Raw genomic sequence first — 25,655 nt, 5'->3', positions numbered from 1 at the left:
AAACGCCTGAGAGCGGGTTTTAATGGCCTTTAGAAGACTTGAGAAAAGAAGTGGGACCGGGCGGAATCGAACCGCCGACACCACGATTTTCAGTCTTTCTAAAATAGCCGTTTAAAGGCCATTAAGGGCACAATTTTGAAATATTGTACCCATTAGTGTACCCAAACTGTACATATAGTGGTCATTTTCTGCCTTTCTGGCTATCTAGCCAAACAATACCAAAATGACCTCATTTCCCTTCTGTTCCCTCGGGATACTCCGGGTATTGGGGTAGTTAGATTTTAGTTAGCGGTTGTACTCCATTAGATTTTTTAAATAGGTTGAAAATATTCCTTCCGGGCTACTCATGTGATTAACTGCAACTTTCATCTAAAGGGGTACACATGAAAACCTGCAGAACTACTACAAACTGTCAAGAGGTAATCAGGAGTGGCCGTCCGAGCGATCTTCAAGACGACGTTCGAGAAGTCGTGTCAATAATCGAGCAAGTCGAAGCTCGAGATCCGGAGGCAGCGGAGCTGCTTTTGCTTCGGCTGGTTGCTGCTCTATCCGTTCAATCAGCTGAAGGGCCCGACTGACCGACCCGCCGGGGGTTTCCCCGGCCTTGCTATTGGACCCGAACATTTCACCCTCTCCTGTCAACAGCCAAGTACCACTGCAACCGGTTCCTCGCACAATTTTTGCCAATTTCTCAGCGCCAGGAGCATTTACTCTCCCTTTTCTTAAGTCCGTGACAAGTGAATAATTGTTAATCTCACATTTTTCTAAGAACTCCTTATCACTTGAAAATATTGAACTTAACTCAATGATACGATCAGATATATGTGACATTCCATGATTTTTGCTTGACAAAATTGTTAATCTCACATTATACTTACATCTGTTACTCACAACTGTAAGTAGATTATACAAAATAATGAGCAAGACGCAACTTCACACCGACCTTAAAATTGCGGTAGAGATTCTTGGAACCAGTATTTCTGAATTTGGCAGAAGTCTTACCAAACCCGATGGCTCCAGTGGCCTCTCCCATACGGCTGTAATCCGTGTTGCCCAGGGTAAAGAACATACTCCCTGGATCAAGCATGAAATCTACAAGCTAATTGCAAAGGCGCGGAAAAAAGACAAAGACAACCGCCTTAGTGATCCTGCTAACTATAAAGTGCAGAAACAGATATAGCGATCAAATTATAACCTCTTAACTCGTGTAAAAACAATAAGTAAAAAGTTTTTGATTCATGAATGCCGGACCCAACAAGAACCGAGCTTTTACAGATGATTCAACAAATACGGGCCAACTGCGATCACCTGGAGCAGATAGTAAATCGGATTCAACCGGAAAAAGAGTGGCTGACTACCAAGGAGTTTGCCGAAAAAGCGGGGTTGGCTCCCAAGACGGTAAGCAACTACGTAAGCCGCGGCGATTACCGGCGGGCCCGCAAAAACGGCAAAGGACAATGGGAAATTCACAAATCGGAGCTTAACAAATGAATGTAGTACCTGCACAGAACGTCGCGGCGTGTTAACCTGCTAACCAATCACACTGTATTATGAGCAATTACAACACATCCCAGAAAACACCCATAAACGATAATCGCTACCTGAACGAACTGGCTCTGGCATCGATGATCAGGCGTGCCCTGGCAGAGAGCGGCGGCCGGTACGGCAGGGATCAGGATCTGATACAGTATCTGGCCTGGAATTTGTCCCTGCAGATACCCTCTGATGTGGTTATTGAACGGGCCCGGCACCTCACGGTGGATGAGCTGATGGAAAGCTACCACATGCAGGATCCTCAACTTGGGGAGGAGCCCGATATTCCATTGGATTCCAACATTCCCGCCGATTCGGCCCCATCTATCTTCACCATCGATAATGCTATTTGGGGCTCTGCTATCCTGTGGGCCATAATCGCAACCATAATCCTTCTGTCATGAGCTACTTGATGAAATACTACAAGATGAAAGCCGAGGAATTGAATCTAAAAAACCAGCAATTACAGGAACAGGTAGAGAAGCTGAAACAGCGCAACGATAAGCTACGCACGCTCACCCAGCTGCAACATACTGAGATCTGTAACCTGCAGAATCGCAATCGAAAGTCCGACGAGCTCCAAGCCATCATGTCGGATCCCGAGCCGCGCCTGGTCAAGACGACGACTATCGACAATCGCAATCAGCAGTCATGACAGCAGGGGGTAAGATGAGCTCATCCATATCCAAGATAATCGTGTTGATACTCGGGCCGGTTTGTATAGCCATTGCATTGCTGGCGATCCTTTTTGTCGCTGCAGACTATGGGAACCGGCGGGCCATCACCGATACCGAAGCGGTGGTAGTACATAAAAAGTTTGCACGTCCGAAGGAAGCGGGGCAATCACCTTACATGATTATTATTGCCCGCGATACCAAGGTATGGACCGTCCGCGTATCCCGAAGGTTCTACCAGTCGGTGCGTGCTGCCTCTCCAACCTATCCGGGGGATCGCATCCTGCTTACCCGCAAGGTGGGTTTGCTTACCGGGTTCACCTACAATTATATGTTGGCCCAGCAGCACCAACCGATACCGATAACCCAAACAGAGGAGCTGACTCCATGAATAAGAAAACAAACGCCGCCTACATTCATCCGCGGATCCTGAAGAACGCCAAGGACTGCTTTGTGGAAAAAACCATCTACACCGACAGTGACATCGCACTTATTACGCTGGATATCTACCGCAAAGACTGCGAGAGGTACGGTGTCGAGCAGTGGGAATATACGTCGGATTTCCTGTTTTGGGATTTGGAGATGAACCTGCTGGGCATTCTTAAACGGGACGAATACCAGGCATACGTCAAACAACGAAAAAAACAAAAGGTGGCATCATGAACGACACTATCTACCTGATATGCACCAAGAAAGGCGTTGATCGCATGGTCAAAACCAAGCGGAGTGCTACCGCCCTGCGGAAAGGAGAAGTACCGGTAAAGCTTAAGATTGAAGTACCGGACGAAAACTGGAAGCCCCCGTTCATCGAAAAACAGATTACTGTCAACCGGTGGGACGAAAACATCGATGTGGAGGATGTGGACTTTGAAGGGCAATTCGTCACCGAGGAGGAGGCTGAACTGATCCGCCAGGAGCGGCTGGATAAGATGAAACGGATCCTGGAAAAGCAGGGCTATACGGTCACCCGATATGTTGAGATCGAAGAGGATGAGGAGCCATGACGAGCGACCTCTACGAAGGAATCGGTGTAAAAGGCATGCATTTAAAACCATACGTGCGCTGGACCAGGCAGACCTATCGGACAACGAGAAGTTTAAGGAACTGGAAAACTCAAAACAGAGGAACGCCGGTCCGCCTGCCGCCGGGACAAGCCGGTCAAAATACCGCTGCAACTATTCCAAAATCGAGTGTGATTTATTCATCCACTCAATCACTCATTCACCAATTTCACCAATGTTGTACCCCGATAACCGCAATAGCGGTTTACTCCTGGATCCGCGCTCTGGAATACGGGCGCGGTGACTTCACATGGAAGGCACCTGATAACAAACAATGAAGGACTATGGCTGTAATCCCACAACTGAAGATCGATCCAGGGCAGCTGCACAAGGCCCGGAGGAAGTTGCAAACACTTAGCAAGGACGGGAAGGTTAGGTTTGAACGAGAAGAACGGGAGGCCTTGCTGGCCCTTATTAGTGCAGGGAAACGAAGAATCTATCCCTCTAAAATGAGCCTGGACCGGTACCAGTACTTGGTTGATCAGCTGGTCAAGATTGACCCTGACGCCGACCCTGAACGGTTCAACCATTTTGCTGAAAAAATCGAAGAGTTTGAAAAACGGTATTGCAAGTGATGGAACCATTTAAACGAACGAATTGACCTGTTCGCCTAATCATGCATTTTTCACCCAACCCATACCCCTTGGGATTTGAGATCGCCGCTCTATGGCAAAATATAAAGGCGGGTTTTAGCCCCATACGTCCTATTTTAGCGGGTTTGAGCATCCAGGCGTGGTTTGGTCGGCTGGCCTGGTTTTGCCCCGCTAATGGCCAAAATCAAATAACCAGACCATCCGTCCGGTGGATTTTCCGGGCGGATGACATTCTAATCGAACGGACTGGTACATGTAATAAGCGACTTCCCCCCGCACCCCCCAAAGCAGGATACCTTGCATCGGAAATCGGGGAGGGCAGACCGGCTGGATTGCGTCCATTCTGGGGGCTTTCTGCACGTCTAAAAGGACCTACATCGGGTACAACACTGGAAGAGGAATAATAAACGAACGAGTACATTATGGTATCGAAACGGGTACAAACAATCATCAATGCACTAAAACAGGCCGGATCCGATGTTAGTGGCGGCCGGGGCCAGTGGCAGGCACAATGCCCGGTCCACAAGGATGATAAGGCCAGCATGTCGATGACCGAAGACCGGTCCGGTAAAATTATGATCTACTGCCATGCCGGATGCAAAACCCGGGATATTCTCGACCAGCTGGATTTGGACTGGGATATCCTGTTTCCGGAACGTAACAAGCGGGGAAACAAAATTATTAAGACCTACCCTTACACCGATGAGGACGGAAAGCTGCTGTTTGAAGTAGTGCGGAAACAAAACAAACAGTTCCTGCAGCGGCAACCGGCCACCGGTGGGGAATGGAAATGGACCTCCAAAGGCGTGCGGAAAGTGATCTACAACCTGCCGGATGTGTTGGAGGCCAGAGAGGAGGGGCGGCCCATCTTTATTTGTGAGGGCGAAAAGGATGCCGACGCCTTGATCAAACGTGACCTGGTGGCCACCACAAGCCCGATGGGGGCGGGAAAGTGGAGAGACGAGTTTAACGAATTTTTCGACGGGGCCGAAGTAATCATCCTTCCGGACAACGACGATCCCGGTCGGGAGCATGCCGTGGCGGTTACCGCGGGGATCATCGACCACGCAAAAAAGGTGCGGATCCTGGAGCTGCCAGGCCTCAAGGAGAAACAGGACGTGAGCGACTGGCTGATCGGCGGCGGTACCCGTGATGAGCTGTTGGAACTGGCCTTTGATACCGAACCGGTATCATCCGAATCGGAGGCCGAAGCTTTTCTGGGTATCGACACGGATATTGAGGAGGATGAGGAGCCGCGCAGTATTAAAGACCTGTATTTTGAGGAAAAGCTAAAGATCTATGCCAACGACGAAAACGAGCGCGTGATTGCCGATTTTAATATCGATATCAAAAGTATTGTTAAGGACGACCGGGAGGGACAAATATTTTACGTAAAAATTCGGGAATTAGACCGCGGGGTGGAGCGCGTCTCCGATACCATCGAGATCAAGCCGGAGTACCTGGATGATCTGCGGTCGTTCTACAAGGCGATCCGGCCCTACTCGATGGGAGAGATCCTGCAGTATCGCTCACAGAAAACAAAGCCGCTGAGTATTTTCAAATGGTTGTTGCAGAACTTTGATAAACCGATTGTACGACGGCCCGATCATGTCGGATTTACGAAGGCCAACGGTCGCCCGTTTTGGTTGTTTGGCAATGCGCTGATTTGTCCGCCCTGGGAGGACCACGAGGCAAAAGTAGTGGAGCCCAACGAGGCCGGGGAGTACATCGTAGATGAGACCCTTGGATTTACCCTTCCACTCTACAAAAATGAGATGGAGAAAGAGCAGCTGGCCCCGTTTATCAACTGCGATACCAGTGGCATCGACTCGTTTATGGGGGAAGCCAAGGAAAAGATTATCCGGCTGATCGGCGGCGGGGATCCGGACGGGCGAGCCCCCAACTATGGCAAGATTCTGTTGGGATACGTAATCTACCACCTGTATGAGCAGCAATTGTATTATGCGAACGATATCAACGGCCACACCGTGATGCTGTATGTGCATGGCCCCAAGGGCACCGGAAAAACAACCTACTTCAATACCCTGCTCCGCGCATTTTTCGGCCTGCACAAAACCAAAGAGATCAAGGGGAATACGGTGTCGATACCTTCGATCGAAAACTCGATGGGGATGTATTCACAAATGCCGGTCTGCTACGATGAATTCAACCCCGAACAGAGCGATATCACCTACCAGCATATCAACAGCTACTACCACCGGACGTCTCGATCGGTCTCGGACGTGGATCGGCAAAACAGGAACAAATTTACCCCGATCCGCTCCTCTTTGGCCATCACCACCAACTACCCGATCAACCTGGACGTGGACCAGGCCGACGCGACCGACAGCCGGACCATTAATTTTCAGTACAAAAAGGAGTACCGGTCTGATGATGAAGACCTGTTCGACTGGCTGAAAGCAAATCTCGATAATTTTTCGCAAATAACAACCTACCTTCTGCTCAGCCAGACCGATAAGAAGCGGCAAGAGGTTAAAGAGAAGGCCGAGGCCTACTACCGGAAAATGAAAACCGCCGTGGACCGGGAGGCCCGGGAACATCCCAACAAATATAACGTGGAGCACCGGCTGACCGACAACTACACAAGGATTTTGGCCTCCTATGAGCTTGTGTTTGGGCGGGATAACGGGTTCCGAACGTTTATTTATGAGGAGCTGCTATCCCGGTTTGCCGCGGCCAGAGCCAATAACAAGGAGGTGGCCCTGCTCAACCAGCTGGCTTACCTGGCCTCCAGCGGCCGCCTTAAGGAATCCTGGCACTACTATTACAACGACAACAAAAAGGAACTGTATGTTAACCTGACGCAATGCTACCAACTATATGAGGATTTCCGCCGGGACCAGGCAATCCCGATGGGGCAGTTCCGGAATATTCTGCGTGAATATTTCGACCAGTGTGGAGGATATGCCACGGGAACCACCCGCTGGTATGGATCCTATTACGACCGGGAAAATAACAAGGTGGAGGTAAACAAGGCTCAACACTCCTATATCCTTAGGTATGATCAATTGGACAGAAATAATATGCTAAAAGAGCTATTTCCTCCGACCGACGAAGACACTCAGCAGCATTTTAAGGACAACGATGAAGAGGATACATCGGCGATAGATTTTGAAAAATTGGAGGATCCGCCATTTTAAATTTTTTTAAGTTGTTTTTTTGAATGTGTAATTACAAGCGAAAATGGGTGGTTTGAATCTAACGTTGCCCGAAGAATAAAGGTTAACCTGTTGATATACATATACTTAACTAACGTTAGAAAGAAGGTTAGATTAACGTTAGATCCACGTTAGAAACGTTAGATTTACGTTAGATTTCAACAGGCAATTCTAACGTTCATTCTAACGTAGAAAATTATCAATAAAAACAGGGACTTAGCGAAATTTTTGGGCCTACGTTAGAAACGTTAGATTGAAAAATGACCCCAAGAAAAATACACATGACCCTGGAAACTCGATTTTAAAATATTAGGCATAAACTAATTATAACCTAAATAAATAAAATATAGATATGGCGAATATGGCCACGGAACAGACCGAATCACTACCCAACATCACCCGCATTGACCACGGCCACACCCACGGCTGGCAGGTCCGCGTGCAGTATGGGGGAGAAGTCCACGGTCGGTACTTTGCCGACCAAAAGCACGGGGGTAAGCAGTCCGCACTGGAAAAAGCCAAAACCAACCGGGAAGAGATCCTGGAAGCACTGGAGGGGAGGCCACCTACCAAGCCGGAGGAGTACGACACCCGCTTCCTCTACCAGGAGGCCCGGAATAACTCAACCGGTGTGGTTGGGGTCTACCGGACCATCAAGAAAATGAAATCCGGCAACCGGTATCCTTACTACGAAACCACTATTCACGTTGAAAAGGGGAAGGCCATTACCCGGGCCCGCAGCGTGCAGGAGCACGGGGAGCTGGAGGCGTTCCTGCAGATCTGCCGGATCCGTAAAGAACACATGCAGCAGATCTATGGGGACCGTTTTGACCAGGAAAAGTTTAACCAGCAAGTAGAACGGTATAAAACGATGTTGAAACAAAACGCCTCAGTAGACTAAATGACCGCAACCGGGATCAACCGGCTGCGGCTGAAGGACATTGAATGTGCTCTCCATTCAATAGTCGGGATCTAATAGACCGGTACGAACGGCAATCCTTACAAAATTTTTTATGAAAAATTCTACATATAAATTTCCAACATTTACTCCGGAAGAAGTCCGGGACCGGATCCGCCGAATGTGGGATTTTTCCGGCCCGGTACCTCTGCCCAAATTTGCCCCTCAATGCCTGGTATGCGGCCATGATGAGATCCTCTGCAAGCACTGGCGATTTCATATTCGCAAAAGCCGCCATTCCAGCAGCATCTACCGGTGTGATGTGGGGATGAAATGCACTGCCTGCAGTGCCGTCTGGCAGCATGGCCTAGTCGTGCCTGAAGCGATGCATCCCGGGAAACGCCGCATTATCCACTGGCGGGAAGTGAAAAGAGAATTAGCCAGCAACTCTTCTACTATCATCAACTCCAAGTAAAAAATCCTCGTAATGTCTCACTCAGATAACCTGACGCAGCAACAGATCGAAAACCTGATACAGAAGAAGCAGTTAACCCGCACCCAGACCCGGCTGTACTGTCAGGATAAGCTGGGCATTGGTCGGACGCTCTACTACCGGAATATATATCCCAAGCTGAAAAAGTTTTTTACCCCGCTCATTGTACGGCGGGATGAACGCGGCCGGGCCGTTGAGGCCAACGTCATAAAGATCAGCAAAAAGAAGGTGGATGAGGTTATTGCCCTGCATAAGAAGAGAGTGGAGGATAGGGCGAAAAATTGATGAAAACCACATTGCGCCTTCCCAATTATTCTCACATTTTAAGGTTCAAAATTATTTTGAACAAGTTAATTAACAATGCCAGAAAGTCGTCAAGAACTCCGTACAAAACTCCAAAAAAAGCTTCGGGAACTCTTTCAATTTAATGCCTCTGATCTTGATTTCGGGATCTACCGTATTCTCAATCGCAAAAGAGATGAGATTGAAGCATTTATCGAAGAGGATCTGTTACATGCTATTGAAAAGGGACTGGAAGAATATAGCCAGGATGATGAGTCTCAGCTTGATGAGCTAAAACAGGAAATCAAAAATACGTTGGGAGAACAGGCCTTTGAAAATGGAGGTCTTGCGGAGCAGTACGAAAATACCCCTTTAGGTAAAAAGTACCTGCAAGCTAAAAAGAAGGCTGACAAGCAGGAAGTTGGCGAAGAAATTGAAAAACGCATATACCAAGACCTTTACACGTTCTTTTCGCGCTATTACGATGATGGAGATTTCCTCACCCAGCGACGTATTAGCACCCGTGACTCCAAATACGCTATTCCCTATAACGGTGAGGAAGTGAAGCTGCACTGGGCCAATAAAGACCAGTACTATATTAAAACCGGTGAGCACTTCGCGAACTATAAATTCGAGGCTAATGGCCTAAATGTTTGGTTTAAAGTACAACAGGCCGAAGTAGAGAAAGACAACGTCAAAGAAAGCGATACGCGATACTTTGTGCTCCGTCCGGAAGAGCCTGTCGAAATTGATGAAGAAAATGATACCCTAACACTTTGGTTTGAGTACCGTCCGCTGAAGGATGAAGAGGAGGAAAAGTGGCTCGAGATTTACAATGAAGCTGCTGGTAAATCCCTCAAGACAATTGACAGAGAACGCCTTTGCACGGCTTTTGATGACTGGGTGCGCAGTGAGGTGACTGGCCGATGGCGCGATGCTTTATCTACCATGCCGGATGACAAGGAGCATTCTCTGCTGTACGACAAGCTGAATCATTTTACGGCCAAGAATACAACGGATTATTTCATTCACAAGAACCTGCAGGAGTTTCTGGAACGGGAGCTGGAATACTACCTGAAGCATGAAGTAATACAGGTAGATGACTTTATTAAGGCCGATTCTGAGCAACCGCTGCAAACAGCGTTAACCCGTGCAAAAGTGGTTCGGGGCATTGCCGAGAAAGTGATCACTTTTCTCAGCCAGATCGAAGATTTCCAGAAGAAACTCTTCGAGAAGAAAAAGTTTGTGGTGGATACCCACTATTGTATGACGTTGGACAAGGTGCCCGAAGAACTCTACGAAACCATCTTGGCGAATGAAGAGCAGCTTGCCTACTGGGAAGAATGCTATAGTATGGGTGAGTGGGAAAAGAACTTGGAGTGGAATGGCGAATGGACCGAAGCCGTACTAAAAAGCCATCCGTATATGATGGTGGATACCAAGCTTTTTGAGGATGATTTTAAGTATGAGCTATTGGCCTCTTATGATGATTTAGATGAAGAATTAGATGGTTTAGTATTAAATAGTGAAAATTTTCAAGGTTTAAATTTAGTAGAAAATAAATTTTCCAACGGTATTGACTGTATTTACATAGATCCGCCTTACAATACTGGGGATGATGGATTTATTTATAAAGATAATTACAAATCATCATCATGGTTGAGTCTGCTAAATCAGGCGAATATTAAGGCTAAAGCTTTAATGAAATCACAGGCTTCATATTTTGCAAGCTGTGATGAAAATGAATTTTTAAACTTTGGTAACCTTTTGAATAATACATTTTCTGCAAAAAATCATATTGAAACTATTACCTGGAATAAACGGGTCCCTAAGAATGATAAAGGGATAGGTAATATTCATGAATATATTTATTTGTTTGTAAAAGATTATGATTATTGGAAAAACAATGATTCTTCATTTGTGATGAAGAAGGAAGGCATTGAAGAGATATATGAATTTATTGAAAAACAAAAAAGACAAGATAATTCTTTAGATATTGCTAGAGAGAGGTTAAAGAAATTCTATAAAAAACAAGGATATGATAGAGGAATTACCCTTTATTGTGAGTTAGATCCAAATTATGAAATTTGGGGTAAAATTAACATGTCTTGGCCCAATCCTAATTCTGAGGGTCCCAGATATGAGGTCATAAATCCAGTTACAAATGAACCTGTTCCGATACCAAAGAATGGATGGAGGTGGAAAGAGGATACCTTTAGGAATGCTGAACAAAATGGTCCCACATATGTGCTACCTGATGGTAGTATGATGAAAGGAAGAATTTGGTATGCAAACGACACAACAACTCAGCCAAGTTCAATAACCTATTTAAAGGAGGTAGAGTCTTTTTTATTACGCTCAATAATTAGCCTAAAAAGTAATGGTAGTCTGGTATTAGAGAATTTAGGATTAGGCGGGAAAGTTGATTATCCAAAACCACCAAAGTTGCTTGAATATCTATTTTACTCAATCCAGAATGAAGACGCATTAATTTTAGATTATTTTGCAGGTTCTGGTACGACTGCTGAATCTATTATAAAATTGAACCAAGAGTATAATGAAGGGAGAAGGTATTTTTTAATAGATTTAGATTTCAGGAATTGTGATGTAATTAAAAAACGGATACAAAAGACAGTTCTTTCTACGGATTGGAAAAATGGTATACCATTGAACTTGAATAAAAATGAATGGCAATCTCATTTTTTAAAGTATCAGATTACTGAATTCTATGATGACTGTTTAAATAACATTGATTTCAAAAAGAAAGATGATGTCCAGCAAGCAATGGAATTTGATGACTATCTGCTCAAATACATGCTAGATTTCGAAACAAAAGGTGTCAGTGCTACACTGTTGAAAGATGAGGCCTTCGAAACTCCTTTTGACTATGAGCTAAATATACAGCGCGGCCATGAAAGTCCTGTTCCCGAAAAAGTTGATATGGTAGAAACCTTTCATTACCTCATTGGCCTTTGGGTACAAACGCTGCGTCGATATGAGCATCAGGGCAGGAGGTATATCATCAGCAAAGGAGAAATCCGTGATGAAGATGCTATCGAGGATGTACTTATTGTATGGCGAAACAGCGAAGATTTAGATTTAGACAAAGAGGCTGAATGGATCACTAAGGAAATCATTGATGATAAGACGTTTGATAGAATCTATGTCAACGGAGCAAGTAAGATAAAGGACGCCGAACCCACGGAGATCACCTTTCGGGAAAAGATGTTTGAGGGAGTAGCATGAAATTAAAGAAACGATTATCACTCTTAGGATATTTACGCAAGCAATTTGGGGTTTATAATATCCATGATCCCAAATCTATCCAACGCTATTACCAAGAATTAAGTCGCGATACCGAAGGGGCCGCCTATGATGCCGATGGCATTAGTACACTGTGCAAGGTATTACAGAGTCACGGTCGTGTAGAAATAGATAATCAGAAACTTCGGAAATATGATCAGAACATATCTGCTCATACGGCAAAGATAAATGAGAATCGCCAGCAGAAAGATCATATTGTTTTCAAATACTTCCAGCTGTTAGCTGGTTTCTATACCGAATATTATCTTGATCAGATAACAAGTGATAAAGAGGCATTTTTAGATGATCTGAATGCTTTTGTTTCTGAGCAAGAAGACAAACACCGCTCCAAGGTACAGTACACCGATTTTGAAGCGGATGATCTAAATAAATTAGCCTTTTGGATGGCCACCGGCAGTGGCAAAACACTGATCATGCATCTGAACTATTATCAGTTTTTGCATTATCAGCCAAAGATGAATCAGAAGCCAGACAATTTTCTTTTAATAACCCCCAATGCTGGCCTTACGCACCAACATGCTAAAGAGCTGGATATGAGTGGAATTCCAAATCAATACTATTTGGATTCCGACAGCGGATCTGGAGCTGATCCCGAAACGGTAAAGCTCATTGAAATAACAAAGTTTGTAGATGAGAAGACCGGAGACGGTGATAGCATAGAAGTTTCTTCCTTCGAAGGAAATAACATGGTTTTTGTAGATGAAGGACACAAGGGATCCGGTACGAAAGGGTCTCAGTGGATGCGCAGACGTAAAGCGATTGCGAAAGAAGGATTCACTTTTGAATATAGTGCTACCTTTGGCCAGGCGCTCAATAAGGCCAGTGCCGGTGTTCAAAATGAATACGGCAAATCTATTGTCTTTGATTATTCCTATCCCCGATTCTATGATGATGGCTATGGGAAAGACTATCGTATTTTGAACCTCAAGAAGAAACAGAAGTTTGAAGATGATCAGCAGCAGGTATATCTGTTGGCTAACCTTCTGACCTTTTTTGAACAACAGCATATCTATCAACAACATCCCGAGGCTTTATACAAGACTTGGAATCTTCGCGAACCTTTGCTCACATTTATTGGACACAGCGTACAGGCCGGTCGTACTCAATCAAGATGGAATAACCCAGAGAAAAAAACGGTTTCAGATGTACAGAAACTAATCCTGTTTCTTAATAAGGTGCTACAAGATGAGGACTGGACCATTGATACCATCCGACAAGTGTTAGATGGAGATTCAGGGGTCAAGCGTGAAGATGGGAGCGACCTGTTCGAAGACAGCTTTTCGGTATTGCGCAATACTTACAAAGGGCAACCCGAGCAGCTTTATGCCGACTTGTTGAATAAAGTCTTTCACCTACAAGCACCGGCACCCTTAAAGTTAACGAACTTAACCTCCGCTGAGGGGGAAATTGGTCTGCGAGCCGGAAATAGCGATAACTTTTTTGGGGTCATCAATATTGGGGAAGACAGCAATTTTCTTTCCTATATCGAAGAAGAGTTGACTGAGCTAACCGTTGAGGAGCCGAATGCGTTTGAAGATTCGTTGTTTCAGAAAATTAACACCCAGCATTCGGATGTAAACGTGCTTATCGGGTCTAAGAAGTTTATCGAGGGATGGAGTTCCTGGCGCGTGTCGTGTATGGGCCTGATGAATATTGGTAGCAGTGAAGGCCCACAAATTATACAGCTCTTTGGGCGTGGCGTTCGACTGTTAGGAAAAGATCGAAGTCTTAAGCGATCCTCAGAGATGAAAAGTATTCAGCGTCCACCGCATATTGAGTATTTAGAGACGCTTCAGATATTTGGTATGAATGCTGATTACATGAAGAAGTTTCAAAAGTTTCTTAAAGAAGAAGGAATTGATACTGATCGACGAATTGAACTTAACCTTGATATTAAGGTCGAAGATAATCTTGATGGAAAAGGGTTGTTAGTAATTCGTCCCCAAATAAGAGATGATTTTAAAGAGGTTGAGCAATTAATACTCGAAATTAGTGACGACATAACGCCTAAGATAGATTTAACGAGCACTGTTGAGGAGGAAGCTTCCGATGACCGCGTGGAAGATCAGGCGGTAGCAGTCAACTCTGTAGAAAAGAAATATATCCCAACTAAGTTTCTGCCGTTATTAGATACCGATAACTTATATCGTGAGGCCTGGTATTATCGGAGTCAGAAAGGCTATGAAAACCTCAGCTTTACCGAATCAGATATAAAAAATATTCTGCAAGGAGAACAGTACGAACTATACTGTGAAGATTCTATTTTTGATGTCTCCTCGTTTGAAGATATACAAGAGGTAGAATTGTATGCCTTGATTATCATTCGTAAATACATCGATACCTTCTATAAAAAGAAGCAACAAGAATGGGAGTATCAGCAGCTTGAATACAAAGCTTTTAATTCCGATGACAAAAATATCCCTCGTTTAGATGAAACTACCCCTGGTTATCAGCTTCGGGTTAAGGAAAGAGCTGTTGAAGAGCTGGAAAAAGAGATAAAAGCATTATTTGAGGATAGAGACCTCTTTGAGAAAACTGTAATTAATCGTAAAGATGGTAAACTACCGCGAATTTACTTTGATAAGCACTTATATCTTCCACTCTTGATTGAGGATCAAAGAGAAGATAAAATCATTGAATCCACACCACCTGGTCTAAATGTCGGGGAATGGAAATTTATTCAAGATCTCAAGGATTTTTTTGGTAAACCAGAAGCGAATGAGCTAATCGGAGATTACCAAGTATATGTGCTTCGCAATCAGTCTCGGGGACATGGCATAGGTTTTCTTTTAGAAGGCGAACGGTTCTTCCCGGATTTTATCGTTTGGGTTAAAAATGATGACGAACAACATATCTGCTTTATCGATCCTCACGGCCTACAGCATGAAATAAATATTCACCAAAATAACAAGGTTCAATTTTCATCAGATATCAAAGATTATGAGCGGCAATTAAATGCAAAAAGTGGCAGGAATAATATATTTTTGCACTCATTTATCATTTCGGAGACTGACTTTTCTGAAGTCAAACGACTTAATGATGTTGAAACAAAATCGGATTGCCATCAACTGGGTCTTTATTTCAGGGAACCTGATCTCAGCCATATTGATCAAATTTTTAGGGAATGTCTGGGAAAGAAAATTAAAATAGATTACAATTAAACCTAAAAATCTGATTTCCTATTTCTTAAAATGGCTTCCCATTCACCATATTCGTTTTTCTGAAGTTTGTATTCAATAGTGATAGTGGTATCAACTTCCATCCCTTCATAAGTCTGGCAGTCCCGTTGGCCCGCATTCGCCAGAGACATTTACCCTTATTGGTCACCAATCAATTGAATCATTTTAAGATGCGTATTTATCTACATCATCAAGTTTGCCAAATTCAAACTTTTTATTAGGAATATTTTTCTCAGATTTAGTTCTTAATTTCTGAATTTCTTCTCTGTTAAGATTTTTTTTGTCTATCAATAGATTTTCTAATTCTTCTATATATGCATTATTGAATGCAATAATATTTCCCATATTTGGATCAGAATCATGAACAGGACGATCTCCATTCACATTTTCATCATATTCCTTACTCACCAATATGATGTGATACTTAATAATGTTGTCGTGTTCTGAATAAAAAGGCCTACCAAACCTCATTATTTTTGTTTCTGAATCACCAATTGATACTTCGAAGAAGTCATGAGTTTTATAAAGTTGAATTAACTCTTCATGCCTTTCTTTTGGTAATTCAGTTTTGAACTTCAAAATTAAGCCAGGTTTTAAATCTTCAACTCTCAAATCTCTTGGAGTTAGTTTAAACTGATTAAAAGAGATCTCGTTTATTTCTTTATCCATATCGATGATGATTTTTTTAGTTGAATTTTGGCAAGTTGCCTAACGACCCTGCGCTTAAGGTGCAGGCGCCAAAGTGTTGAATTTGTCTGTAAAAGAAAGAGTAGCCAAAAAACGAAAAACTGGCAACCAATGGCGAGGCCTGTCACCCTTGAAGCGCTGGTTATACCGCGATATTAGTCCTCATCTTCATTTAATAATGTAACTTCTTCTTGTATGGCACGCATGCACAACCATCTTAATTTATAGAAATCGTCAACTTCCGATTCACTTAAGGTACTTTTCCCTCGATGTACTATTTTTGAACGCGTATCATAAATTCTTTTAAAATCTTTTAAGATCTCATCTCTTTGACTTTTACTTTTTCCAATAAGATATGCACATCGATTTCTTAGCAATTCTCCTAAGCCTATAATATCAGAAATCGATTTATCACCGAGTAAAATTTCAATTGAAGTTATCGATTGAATAAAACCTAATAATTTATTTTCACTACAATAGCTATCAAACAGCCATTGACTAGATTTTAGAATAGTCTCGTTATTATCTTGATCTCTAAAAACTGATTGTATTTTCTGAAGCTCTTTAACAATTAAGGTGCTAATTTGGTTTTCATTTAATTCCTCTTCCCAAGTACTCCACAAATCTAATGATTGAAATCGATTACTAAATGATTCGGAAAAAGTGTGGTTCTTCTTTGAAAACCATGTTTCATTACTACTTTTGAAAACTAAAATTTTTGATTCAAATGAGGAATTAAGATAGTTGTGTTCAAAACTTAATAGTCTTAACGCAAGACATATGCCGATAAACGATTTGCATAACTCCTTAAATCTTTGAATTGGAGTTGTTTGCTCATATGAACTTATAAAACCCTCAACACGATATTTTATATATAAGTGTTCTGGATTCCACTCAACCTGTTGATCTAAAAAATCTAAACCTGCTAATCCTTTTTTAGGGCTATGTTTGGGTGGGTCAGGAAATTCATTCCTGAAATCCTGATTTGGTGAAATAAGGCTTAAGTTTTCAGAAATAGATAGTTCTTCTTCGCCAATCGCTTGAATAAATCTTGTAGCAACTCCTCTAGGTATTTTTAAAAGAAGGTTGTATTCATTGGGAAGAGCTATAAAGTCATCAATTAGGGAATTAGCTAATTCTTCAATCTCTTCGAATTCTTCAATTTCATTTAAATTTTGTGTAGGCTGGTCACTATTATATTCATAGTTGCTTTCCAACGTTTCTTGAAGTTTTCCAAAAATAAAACTGGATAAAGGGTTCTCTCCAATCCATTTATGAAGCTGATCTTGGAAATCATCATTTTGAGGTAGAATATCATCAATATCTGATATTGCCTCTAGGCTTTTATAATTGACGAAAAGTTGGTTGTTAACCGAAACTTGAGGTAGGTTTGCTGTTAGGAATTCAGCTAATCTATCCTGACAATCTTCATGAATTTCTAGTGGCATTATGACTAATGAATTTGAAGCGGTATAACGACTTTGAGCTTAAGGTGCGCGCAAATTAACGTTGATCTGTTAAATAATGAACGGGGAGTTAAAAAACCAAAAAGTGGCAAGCCCTGGCGAGGCGCGTCCCCTTGAATCATATAATTAGGGCACCCTCAAGGTTGAGCTCTTCATCGAAGAGCCTCACCTTGTTTGTTCTACCACAAACAAAACCAAAGAGGATGCCATATGAGGAAGATTACACAATTTCACGACATCGGCAAGCTCGACCCTGGCAGTCTGTTACTGGCTGTGGATGTAAGCAGCCGAAAACTGGATCTTTATAGCCGGTACCGGCAAGACGGGAGAGAATATGAGGTTGTCGAATCGGTTTCCAACGATCTGGCGACAATTGCCGATCGTCTTGATTATTACGCCAACCAAGCCGGTCGGCTGGGCTACAGCGGGCTCTCGGTTGTTGTCGAACCGAGCGGGCGCTACGAGCAAAAGCTTACCCGGGCGGCCCTGCAGGCCGGACACAGCGTGTGGATGGTTAATCCGGAACGTATGTACAAGGCCGCTGTGGTCCATCATGGGGACGGGGGCAAATCGGACCCGCTGGACGGGAAGGTCTTGTATATGCTGGGGCGGATGGGCAAGGTGGCCAGGCTGGTGGTTCTGCCGGCCTGCTGGCAACAGTTGCGCCAGTGGGGTCAGTGGCTGGAAGATACCACGCTGGCGGCCAGCCGGACCCGGATTCATATCGGAGAGCTGCGGCGGTCGCTGTTTGTTGACTGGCAGCAAAGCGGGGATCTGAGCTGGGGCGCAACCGGACGGGCCCTGCAAGAGTGCTACGGATTTGATCCGTGGAGGATTACTTCCGGATCTTACCAGCGGTTTATAGCCCGGATGAAAGCCCACCGAACCGGGATTCCTGAGCGTTGCCTGGCCAGTGTCTGGCGGCAGGCCCAAAGCAGCTGCAGGGCTCCCCTGAGTGGCGGCCAACGCGCGAGATGTTCGGATCAACTCAGCTATCTGTGGGAGTTGTGGAACCGGCACAATCATCGGAAACAGCAACTGACAGTGCAAATGGTAGAGTTGGTGGATCGCCTGGATCCTGGCCAGTGGATTCCTCCGGTTTTTTCAGGGTTTCCCAAACCCATGCGAGCAAAAATTCTGGCCGAAACCGGCCCGCTGCGTCGATTCCCGCACTGGCGGGCACTGATGGGCTACGCCGGGCTGAAGATTCGGATGCGAGCCAGCGGGAAATATCGCGGAAAGGACAAGATCACCAAGAAAGGACGTGCCCTGCTTCGCAAACATCTCGGGCAAGCCGCCTTTGCCCTGACCCGTAAAGACCGCCTGCTGGGACCATACTACCACCGCAAGATCGCCGAGGGCATGCCAGCCCGCAAGGCCAAGGTAGCGTGCATGCGAAAACTGCTGAAGATTCTTTATGGCGCAGCCAAAAGCAACCAGCCGTTTAATGAGCAGCGCGTATATCGCTGTGCGGGGTAAGCTGCTCCGCCCGGCTCCAACCGGTCGATGATCGACAATAGCGCATGGTCATCCGCCTGTCGGCGGAATGATCGCTACTGAATCACCGTCACGGCCGGTTGGCTTTGGTTTCCGGTCCATACTATATGATGGTGCGGCTCCGCTTTAAGGGTCAGCATCCAGAGAAGGTAACATCGCTGGAAAACCACTCCTTTACCGACCATTAAAAAATTGGGATCACCCTATCATGGAAGAGCTATGTCCGGGGAATGCCATTGTTACCTTTTTCTTGCTTCTTTTCTAAGGGTAGCGCTGGTTAGCCATACTATTGACTGCCTTCTTCGGCTTGTTCTTCGTAAAGTGCTGGAATCTTGTAAGCTTTTTTAAATTTATTTTCCACGATAATTTTTGCCGTTTTCTTCCTTTTCTCAGGATTATTGCTAAAAAATCTATTTAATGCATCTCTTAATTCAAATGGAAAATTATCATTTGAAAAATTATTTGAAAGTGCTTTCGCAACTACTTCGTCTATTTCAAAGTTTTGCAAATAATAAACAACTAGGTTGTAGTTAGAATTGCTCCAATTAAAACTCCATATTTTTTCATCTTCGAAAGCAATTTTTTTGAATTCTTCAAAAAATCCGAATTGCTCTAGAATAGGATGATTATCTTTTGATGGAGTGCCGAGGCCAGTTTTTTTAATTATATGTTTTATAGCCTCCTTTTTCTCACCATCCGGTATTAAATTATGAGATAACATGGCTGAAAGGATCTCAAATACCTTCTTTGATTTGTCTATGTGATCATACCAATATTTTCTAATAAAAGTATCGTTTCCACTAAAATAGACAATAAGTTGTGGATTGTAGTCCAGCAAGGAAGTTAAAGATTCGAGATCATTTTTAAGGTAAGATTTTAATTTATCTACGGGTGGATCTGAGTCTAATTCAAATATTCGAGCAACAAATTTTATCGCTTCTTGTGGGAGTGGATCAAAAGGGAAAAGGGGTAGAGTTTTAAAAAACTGGAAAAGATCTTTGTAAAAATTTTCCAAGTGTCTTACTTCGACTGCATGAGGAATTTCATCTACCAAATATTGAAAATCACTACCAGGTGAAGTTAAACTAGAATCAAAGTGATCAACAATTTTGTTTAGTAAACTTTCCCTGCTTCCATTAACAACTAGTTTAGATAAATTTGATCTTAGAAATACCCAAAATGACTCAACATGTGAATTATTGATTAAGTTGTCTTTGAAATGAGCACAATCATTCCTTCTATTTTTCCAATATTCAATTTGATGTCTTAAATCATCTGAAATTATAAATATTGGTGCTGGCTTTTTTCTAGTAAGTGATTCAAAAATAACATGGTCCCACTTATTATCATCTAATAAATCTTCTTGAATACTTTCCCAATAATTCTCTTTGTATCCTTTGGGGGGCTGAGCATTTAATATTCTAGCTTTAATAATACTTTGGAAACCTAAATAAGAGAATAACAGAGCTGCATGATAGGCCTGAGTTTTATAACATTTACTCGCTTCCTCAAAAAGATTTATCACTTCCGAATCAAAGTTTTGTCTTTTGAGCCAATCAATAAAATCTAACTTCATGGATTTGATAAATAGGATTTAGAAATTAGTATGGCTAACGACATTGCGCATAAGCTGCACGCGAATGAATGTTGAGTTGATAAATAATGAACGATGAGCTAAAAAGCCAGAAGTTGGCAAGCCCCGGCGAGGCGTGTCCGCTTAATGCGCTGGTTATGCGGCGCATTTATGTGAGCTCAAGAGGTATAAATAGATTGAAGAGGACAATTTACGACCACAGCATCGAGGTTTAGAATCTCTCCATTGGTTTGCATAATTCTACAGAAATAGGACTCTTGTGAACCTTAATGACATGTCCTCCTTCGTGTTCGATTCGTACGGGAAACTTATCTACAAACTTGTGTGCTGGTGAATTACTGAAACTCACTAAATTCGGCTCACCGTTGATCTGGATTATATACGAACAAATCATACCAGTGGCACCGCAATCCCAAGGTCCTTCAATTATTTCCAAATCCACTTTATTGAATAACCATCTCTTGCCCATTACTTGACCTTGATATAGTCTACCTGTGCTATCGATCGGAGCCTTTCCTGCAAATACGCCATGTAACTGTGAACAGGTCTCTTCTCGTTCTACAAACCCAATTCGCTGCCCCCCGATGATAGACAATTCGTACCACGAATCTCCGACTAGTACCAAAGGCGAAGGGTCGGCTAAGTGAGTTTGTAATTCGTACGAGTCGCTATAAAGCTGTGGGTTTTCAATTGCTTTTTCAAAACGAGATATTTCACCTATGATGTCGCCAAAATTATGGATACTAGAAACTCTCCACGTCACCCCTCCAGCAGCTAAGACAGCCGTTTTTTCAAGCCACAAAGTAGAATTGAAATATCCTAAATCATCAATGTGTTCAGGTATCAATATTCGGAGTAAATCTAATTCAGCAAGAGGAATTTCGGATTTTGCGATTCCCTCATCTACCACTAGCAGAGGTGCATTTTCGGGAGCCGCCTGCTGAAGTGTTGCTATTTCTCGCCGTAAGACTGAAATACGCGAGTGAGTTTGTGATACGTGTCCGCCCGCCGAGACTCTCGCGACAATAGTATAAGATCCAGACCGTTGCGGAGTTATTGAGAGCTCAATTTCCCTCTGTGGTGCTTCCGGAGTCAGAGGTGGCACCTGAATTGGTTCTTCTGGCAAGATGAAAGCCTGGGACGATTGTGCTAAATTCATCGGGTGACCATTAGCATCTAAAATTTCCAACGTGATCGTGGCATCGTCTACAACCTTTCCAGCGTCACCAGAAAGTATCACTTCAAGCTTCAATGGGACTTTTTCGAATTCATCTACATTTTGGTTTATGTTAGCTGAAATAGCCAAATCATAACTCGGGAATAATCTATTCCTAATATTATATACATTGGATAAAAAAGCAGAAATTCCACCAATTATTACTAGAATGGATGCAATAGCAACACCAACTCGGTGGTTAAGAAACCTCTCTTTCAGAACCTCAAAATGTGTTTTATTTAAAGTATTCATCAGATTTCAAATTAACTCTATGAGTGCACCAATGATGTACAAGTTAAACAACGTATCAAGAACATGACAAGATCGATATATAAATATATATCGATCCAATTAGGCATTTACTCCATATTGACACTAATAGCAGACGCTCCATTTCTGCCGTATAACGACCTTGCGCATAAGCTGCAGGCGCCAATGTGTTGAAATTGTTTAGAAATGAAATTGTAACCATAAAAAGTGAGGCGGGCAAGAAAGGGCGAGGCCTGTCCGCTTAATGCGCGGGTTATGTTTTATCTCCAGACTTTGGCTGTTTTAGCATCCCAAATTGTGACTTTACATTTGAAATCTTCTCTAATACTCTCAATATGTCTTCTATCTTCATCAGAGTATGTGCCGATGTAAACACTCCACAATCTGGGTGGAACTTGTTTACCCTGCTTGCTAGCTTTATTTATTGCATCAATTATGTGTTTATCATTTTCTCCAAAATTGAATCCAAAAGTTACTAACGATCCAGAAATATTACATAAACTCTCATAGCAATAAGTGAGGTATCTGTTGTGTAATATATGTGTTAATTTTTCTTTGCCTGATCCAGCAGTTACAAATATGGGATATTCCTTTCTATCCAATCTGGCTTTTACATTTTCTAGCAGATATCGTGTTGTGGTATACTCCTCCTTCTCGATATGGATACCCGTATCAAAAAATGGTAATGTTCCGTGAACGTAATGAATATTTTGATTTTCTTTATTTTTTCCCCATCTAAGTTTAGAATACTCTAGTTCATCTTCTGGTATATATTCATCCTCTGGATTAAGTAAATCACGCCCAAATCCATCGGTAGAATTTGCAATACTATTTCTCATTAAAACCCAATAGAGTAACAAGTCATAATTTGTTGTAAATACGTTACCATTATGATTAGTATAGAAGCTTAAAAAATCTGCAGCAGACTTACTTTCATCTTCTGAGATTTTGAAAACATGTTCAGGATGTAGATCCTGAATAGCTTCAAGTAAACTCTCTTGTAATCTTTGAATCGCTCTCGTAGTATGAGTTTTTAGTTTTTTATCAGAACCAAATAATTCTATCAATTCATTAAAATTGTCGAGCTGCTGCATGACTAACTCGAAATCTTTTGTATTAACTATATCAAATAGTTTTGACAATAATTCATCATCTATTTGTTCTATGAACTTATGAAGAGCATTATAGGAGAAAATATCTGGATCATAGGCCATGCTAAAACCATTTCCCAAGAGTAGGTGGATATCTCGATCTGTACTATCTAAGTACTCTAGGACTTCATTGTAAGTTCGTGTACCCATTCTCTATTCTATAATAGTTTTATTTTAGATGTACCAGGTTGAGGATAAAAACATAACGACATTGCGCATAACCGGCGCACGGATTGATGTTGAATTAGCAACTAACGAAAGAAGAGACTTAAAACCAAGAGGGGCAGAGAATTGGCGAGGTGCGTCCGAGTTAATGCGCAGGTTAGGTACCTTTGGATTTTAGTTTGAATTATCAATTCTACGATGAACATAGGATGCAGTAACTAACAGATCTAAAGCATCGGCTTCATCCATAGCCCATTCTATTCTTGCTTCATGTGCTGTAGGGTTTCTGAATGTCCCGAATAGCCCTTTAACTAGATTTAGAAATCCCTTTTGTTCACTTTTTTCAGACTTGGTTTGAAAGCTATTTATTAGGACTATTGGTGATGAACTACCTAAAGTCGCATCAACTAACTTACTCCCATCAAGATCAAGACCTGATTTTTCTCTCAACTTTGAAGCAATACTCTTGGTTGCTTCAAGAACAGCATGAAAATAGTTATCCTCTAATAATTCAGCTTTACAAAATTTCAGGACATCTTTATGTACATCTCGATCTTGAAGTTTTTCACGAAGTTGACTTGCTCTTTTCTCGGCCTCTGATAAAGATTTTGCTTTTGAAGTTCTGACAAACTTTCCATTGTCCGAAAATCGAAAGCCTACAAAGGCAAGAACATTATTAATTTCTTCCTGTCTTTTTTTAAATACGTCCTTTCGCCCTACATATCTTGATGGTTCAAGTGCATAATGAATAAAATTGAAAACACAGGTGCTGTTGCCAGCTTTGTTTTGACAATTTGCGAATGCATTAAAAAGCCTTTTCCATTTTGTATTCTTTGGATCAACATCTTTTATACGAGCTTGGCTTAGTAATTGACCAATTTGGCTTCCCGTTAGGCCTTCTTCGGTGTCACCTAAAATTTTTGCTATCTGTTCTGTTTGCCCTGATGTAAGGTATGGTATAGAGTTTGACATTAATTTTTATCAATAGATGAATTTAAAATTTGCCAAGGTACCTAACGGCCTACGGGATAAGCGGCGCAATGCGTTCCCCGAAATTGTTGATGAATTACATTGTAGCTTAAAACTTTAAATCAAGCAAGGCCGGGGCGAGTTGCGTCCGCTTGATGCCGTGGTTATACCAACTTTTTCTCCTTATTTGAAAATAGCCAGATGCAAAGTGGAACATTTATAATACAAGCTATTAAAGCAGGTAAATTGATAAACTCCAATATCATGACGTCCAAATTTTCGAATGGCCAATTTCCCCAAACTGCAACTCCTAGAAAGATGCTGCCAATTATTAAACACAATATTACAAAAGCTATGGAAGAGAAGTTTACCTGACTGGCTTTTTTTAAGTAAAAGACCAGAATTATGGCAGCAAAAATAAATACGGGGCTACCTAAATAAGCTTGTAATTCAAAAAGCTCTAGAAACGACATCTAATAATTTGATATGTTGGTATAACGACATTGCGCATAAGCTGCAGGCGTCGGAGTGTCGAATTAATTACAAAATGATAGGTTAACTATAAAAAGAGAGGGTGGCAAGAATCGGCGAGGCCTGTCCGCTTAATGCGCTGGTTATACCTTTTTCATTTCTGGTATAAGATTCTGTTTTGCTTCTTTATAAGCTCTAACTAAATGTCGATTTAGATAAACTTTTTGTGCACCAAAGAAGAAACAAACATCATCATCATAATCTGACTTTAATTCAACATCACCGATTTTAGCAAATGAGCCTTTTCCAAACATGGCATTAAAACTAAGTCTAGCATTTATCTCATCCAGATTATGATTGTCAGAGTCAATATGGCAAACAGCATTTCTAATAAATGTTATCAAATCTGTAACATCATCAATATTATCAGTTTGTATTATATCGTCTTCAAAATCCACACGTTCAGCATGGATCCTTGACTTGGCCATCAAATCTCTAACTCTAATAAGTAATTCTATCAAAGCAGACTGAAATAAAGGATTCTGTGAATTTGATGGATGGAAAATGTTAGAGCCCAGGATTTTATCAATTCTCCTGAAATTACTCTCAATATCACTTTTTGTTTGATGGTCCATTTTGAAAAAAGGTATAACTTATAATTATAAAAACAAGCCTACCCTATATTAATATTATCGCTACAGATTATCAGGGTCGTGTAAATTCGTTATTCGCTGTTTGACACGTTATTACAGCGTGTTATATCAACTCCAGTTGACATAACACTACTGCATAACAGCCTACCTACCCAACTGAAATACTTCTTTTTTCCACAGGTAGACCACCAGAGCCACAATCAGTGCGGTGATTAACATCCAGGTATTAAACACAAGAATAGCCTGTTGTATCATACGACTCCCTTTATCTTGTTCATATTGTAGAGCTTAAATAATTGA

Annotated in this window: 25 protein-coding genes; 16 read left to right on the top strand and 9 right to left on the bottom strand. The window is 42.3% G+C overall.

All coding sequences use genetic code 11. The annotated features are described in order from the left end of the window. Positions 1 to 423 precede the first annotated feature (423 nt). Entirely contained in the window at positions 424 to 624 is a 201-nt protein-coding gene (locus ACG2E4_RS15205; protein ID WP_395277092.1) for a hypothetical protein, read from the bottom strand. Between the two features lie 292 nt (positions 625 to 916). On the opposite strand from ACG2E4_RS15205, the gene ACG2E4_RS15200 reads away from it, so the two are divergent. The 15 genes from ACG2E4_RS15200 to ACG2E4_RS15130 all read left to right on the top strand — a co-directional run bounded on the left by ACG2E4_RS15200 (position 917) and on the right by ACG2E4_RS15130 (position 15,198). Then, entirely contained in the window at positions 917 to 1,180 is a 264-nt protein-coding gene (locus ACG2E4_RS15200) for a hypothetical protein (RefSeq protein WP_395277091.1), read from the top strand. A gap of 95 nt (positions 1,181 to 1,275) precedes the next feature. Next, the gene (locus ACG2E4_RS15195) at positions 1,276 to 1,491 is read left to right on the top strand and encodes a helix-turn-helix domain-containing protein (RefSeq protein WP_395277090.1); all 216 of its coding nucleotides are present in this window, start codon (positions 1,276 to 1,278) and stop codon (positions 1,489 to 1,491) included. Positions 1,492 to 1,550: 59 nt separating this feature from the next. Next, the gene (locus tag ACG2E4_RS15190) at positions 1,551 to 1,937 is read left to right on the top strand and encodes a hypothetical protein (RefSeq protein ID WP_395277089.1); all 387 of its coding nucleotides are present in this window, start codon (positions 1,551 to 1,553) and stop codon (positions 1,935 to 1,937) included. An 8-nt stretch (positions 1,938 to 1,945) separates the two neighbouring features. After that, entirely contained in the window at positions 1,946 to 2,188 is a 243-nt protein-coding gene (locus tag ACG2E4_RS15185) for a hypothetical protein (RefSeq protein ID WP_395277088.1), read from the top strand. Between the two features lie 14 nt (positions 2,189 to 2,202). Further along, positions 2,203 to 2,598 (top strand): hypothetical protein, encoded by a 396-nt coding sequence (locus ACG2E4_RS15180; protein ID WP_395277087.1) that lies wholly within the window; start codon positions 2,203 to 2,205, stop codon positions 2,596 to 2,598. Further along, complete coding sequence (locus tag ACG2E4_RS15175; RefSeq protein ID WP_395277086.1) at positions 2,595 to 2,870, top strand: hypothetical protein; 276 nt, start codon at positions 2,595 to 2,597, stop codon at positions 2,868 to 2,870. The genes ACG2E4_RS15180 and ACG2E4_RS15175 overlap by 4 nt, the downstream gene beginning before the upstream one ends. Then, on the top strand, positions 2,867 to 3,211 hold the full coding sequence (locus tag ACG2E4_RS15170) for a hypothetical protein (RefSeq protein ID WP_395277085.1): 345 nt from the start codon (positions 2,867 to 2,869) through the stop codon (positions 3,209 to 3,211). Before ACG2E4_RS15175 ends, ACG2E4_RS15170 begins: the two co-directional genes overlap by 4 nt. Further along, entirely contained in the window at positions 3,208 to 3,546 is a 339-nt protein-coding gene (locus tag ACG2E4_RS15165) for a hypothetical protein (protein WP_395277084.1), read from the top strand. Before ACG2E4_RS15170 ends, ACG2E4_RS15165 begins: the two co-directional genes overlap by 4 nt. Positions 3,547 to 3,552: 6 nt before the next feature. Next, positions 3,553 to 3,843: a hypothetical protein gene (locus ACG2E4_RS15160; RefSeq protein ID WP_395277083.1), complete on the top strand. Its 291-nt coding sequence runs from the start codon at positions 3,553 to 3,555 to the stop codon at positions 3,841 to 3,843. Between the two features lie 440 nt (positions 3,844 to 4,283). Beyond that, the gene (locus tag ACG2E4_RS15155; protein WP_395277082.1) at positions 4,284 to 7,022 is read left to right on the top strand and encodes a hypothetical protein; all 2,739 of its coding nucleotides are present in this window, start codon (positions 4,284 to 4,286) and stop codon (positions 7,020 to 7,022) included. A 370-nt stretch (positions 7,023 to 7,392) separates the two neighbouring features. After that, the gene (locus ACG2E4_RS15150; RefSeq protein WP_395277081.1) at positions 7,393 to 7,941 is read left to right on the top strand and encodes a hypothetical protein; all 549 of its coding nucleotides are present in this window, start codon (positions 7,393 to 7,395) and stop codon (positions 7,939 to 7,941) included. Positions 7,942 to 8,053: 112 nt separating this feature from the next. Next, entirely contained in the window at positions 8,054 to 8,413 is a 360-nt protein-coding gene (locus ACG2E4_RS15145) for a hypothetical protein (RefSeq protein WP_395277080.1), read from the top strand. 12 nt (positions 8,414 to 8,425) lie between these two features. Beyond that, entirely contained in the window at positions 8,426 to 8,716 is a 291-nt protein-coding gene (locus tag ACG2E4_RS15140) for a hypothetical protein (protein WP_395277079.1), read from the top strand. Positions 8,717 to 8,791: 75 nt separating this feature from the next. Beyond that, a complete protein-coding gene (locus tag ACG2E4_RS15135) occupies positions 8,792 to 11,959 on the top strand; it encodes a site-specific DNA-methyltransferase (protein ID WP_395277078.1) in 3,168 nt (1,055 codons plus the stop codon). Beyond that, positions 11,956 to 15,198: a DEAD/DEAH box helicase family protein gene (locus ACG2E4_RS15130; RefSeq protein WP_395277076.1), complete on the top strand. Its 3,243-nt coding sequence runs from the start codon at positions 11,956 to 11,958 to the stop codon at positions 15,196 to 15,198. Before ACG2E4_RS15135 ends, ACG2E4_RS15130 begins: the two co-directional genes overlap by 4 nt. 183 nt (positions 15,199 to 15,381) lie before the next feature. Here the strand turns inward: ACG2E4_RS15130 and ACG2E4_RS15125 are convergent, their stop codons facing one another. Next, positions 15,382 to 15,885 carry a hypothetical protein gene (locus tag ACG2E4_RS15125; RefSeq protein ID WP_395277074.1) on the bottom strand — a complete coding sequence of 168 codons (504 nt, stop codon included), beginning with the start codon at positions 15,883 to 15,885 and terminating at the stop codon, positions 15,382 to 15,384. A 173-nt stretch (positions 15,886 to 16,058) separates the two neighbouring features. Next, on the bottom strand, positions 16,059 to 17,351 hold the full coding sequence (locus ACG2E4_RS15120) for a hypothetical protein (RefSeq protein ID WP_395277073.1): 1,293 nt from the start codon (positions 17,349 to 17,351) through the stop codon (positions 16,059 to 16,061). A 228-nt stretch (positions 17,352 to 17,579) separates the two neighbouring features. On the opposite strand from ACG2E4_RS15120, the gene ACG2E4_RS15115 reads away from it, so the two are divergent. Then, the gene (locus tag ACG2E4_RS15115) at positions 17,580 to 18,848 is read left to right on the top strand and encodes a transposase (RefSeq protein WP_395277072.1); all 1,269 of its coding nucleotides are present in this window, start codon (positions 17,580 to 17,582) and stop codon (positions 18,846 to 18,848) included. A 304-nt stretch (positions 18,849 to 19,152) separates the two neighbouring features. On the opposite strand, the gene ACG2E4_RS15110 is transcribed toward ACG2E4_RS15115, so the two are convergent. The 6 genes from ACG2E4_RS15110 to ACG2E4_RS15085 form a co-directional block, all read right to left on the bottom strand. Further along, the gene (locus ACG2E4_RS15110) at positions 19,153 to 20,442 is read right to left on the bottom strand and encodes a hypothetical protein (RefSeq protein ID WP_395277071.1); all 1,290 of its coding nucleotides are present in this window, start codon (positions 20,440 to 20,442) and stop codon (positions 19,153 to 19,155) included. A gap of 229 nt (positions 20,443 to 20,671) precedes the next feature. Beyond that, on the bottom strand, positions 20,672 to 21,928 hold the full coding sequence (locus ACG2E4_RS15105; RefSeq protein WP_395277070.1) for a hypothetical protein: 1,257 nt from the start codon (positions 21,926 to 21,928) through the stop codon (positions 20,672 to 20,674). A 278-nt stretch (positions 21,929 to 22,206) separates the two neighbouring features. Beyond that, positions 22,207 to 23,247, bottom strand: a complete 1,041-nt coding sequence (locus tag ACG2E4_RS15100) for a DUF4917 family protein (protein ID WP_395277069.1) — start codon at positions 23,245 to 23,247, stop codon at positions 22,207 to 22,209. 189 nt (positions 23,248 to 23,436) lie between these two features. After that, on the bottom strand, positions 23,437 to 24,234 hold the full coding sequence (locus ACG2E4_RS15095; protein WP_395277068.1) for a TIGR02391 family protein: 798 nt from the start codon (positions 24,232 to 24,234) through the stop codon (positions 23,437 to 23,439). 161 nt (positions 24,235 to 24,395) lie between these two features. Continuing rightward, positions 24,396 to 24,704, bottom strand: coding sequence for a hypothetical protein (locus ACG2E4_RS15090; protein WP_395277067.1), 309 nt, complete (start codon positions 24,702 to 24,704; stop codon positions 24,396 to 24,398). Between the two features lie 141 nt (positions 24,705 to 24,845). Further along, the gene (locus tag ACG2E4_RS15085) at positions 24,846 to 25,337 is read right to left on the bottom strand and encodes a hypothetical protein (RefSeq protein WP_395277066.1); all 492 of its coding nucleotides are present in this window, start codon (positions 25,335 to 25,337) and stop codon (positions 24,846 to 24,848) included. Between the last annotated feature and the right edge of the window lie 318 nt (positions 25,338 to 25,655).

Origin of the sequence: Halalkalibaculum sp. DA384 (genome assembly GCF_043951955.1) — a bacterium.
GTDB lineage: Bacteria > Bacteroidota > Rhodothermia > Balneolales > Balneolaceae > JAMQKA01.
This window is presented reverse-complemented; position numbering and strand designations above follow the sequence as displayed.